Source organism: Vibrio sp. Vb0937, assembly GCF_033338855.1.
On sequence record NZ_JAWOTK010000433.1, the window covers coordinates 1 to 1,041 of the forward strand.

Here is a 1,041-nt window from a genome sequence, read left to right on the forward strand (position 1 = left end):
CTGATCGAAAAGCATCGAGTGACACTCTTTGCCGGTGTCCCTACGATGTACATTGGTTTGCTGCATGTTGAACATAATTGCGATATTTCGTCGCTACGAGTAGCCGTTAGTGGAGGCTCGTCACTACCGACAGAAGTATTTAAGACCTTTGAAGCACGATTCAATGTACCAATTCTAGAAGGTTACGGCTTGTCCGAAACCAGTCCGATAGCGTGTTTTAATCACCTTGATCAAGAGCGAGTACCGGGCTCTGTCGGGCAACCGATTCAAGGTGTTGAGGTGAAAGTCGTTGATCTTGACGGTCATGCTCTCCCTGTCGGTGAGGAAGGCGAAATTATTGTGCGCGGGCACAACGTCATGAAAGGTTATCTTGATCGCCCAGAAGTGACGGAATCGGTGTTGCAAAGTGGTTGGTTCCATACCGGTGACGTCGGGCGATTTGATGAGTCGGGTAATCTGTTTATTGTCGACAGGATGAAAGACCTGATCATTCGAGGTGGCTTCAATGTGTATCCTCGTGAGATTGAAGAAGTATTCATGACGCATCCTGCGGTAGCGATGGTGGCCGTGATAGGTATTCCGCATCAAGAATATGGCGAAGAGATCAAAGCCTATGTGGTATTAAAACCGAATCAATTTGTCGAAGCCGATGAGCTGCAATTATGGGGGCGAGAGCAGTTAGCCAATTTCAAATACCCAAGGTTTGTCGAAATTCGTGAACAGTTACCGATGAGTGCTACGGGTAAGATCTTAAAGAGAGAGCTAAAATCGGAACTCGAAGTCGCATAAGTATGATGTCAAAGCCAGCGAAGCTCTCGCTGGCTTTTTGTTTGATCTACATGGCATTGGCTGGTGGTCTTTTTGGCTGAGTACGCCGGTTAGACCAAAGACGTGTTTGCATCTACAACTATTCCAACTGTTTGAGATACGCTTCCATTTTCAGCGGATTCAATATGGTAATACTGCCGTATTGCAGCCTAAGAATGTTCGAGTTTTCCAATTTCTTTAGTACCTTATGAACACTTTGTCGTGTTAGCCCCA

The 1,041-nt window shown here is 46.1% G+C and carries 2 protein-coding genes; one reads left to right on the forward strand and one right to left on the reverse strand.

The annotated features are described in order from the left end of the window. A partial coding sequence (locus tag R7P67_RS26280; protein ID WP_318086511.1) for an AMP-binding protein occupies positions 1-789 on the forward strand: 789 nt, incomplete at its 5' end. Positions 790-907: 118 nt separating this feature from the next. Here R7P67_RS26280 and R7P67_RS26285 read toward each other — a convergent pair. Then, the coding region (locus R7P67_RS26285; RefSeq protein ID WP_318086512.1) for a helix-turn-helix domain-containing protein at positions 908-1,041 on the reverse strand (134 nt) is incomplete at its 5' end.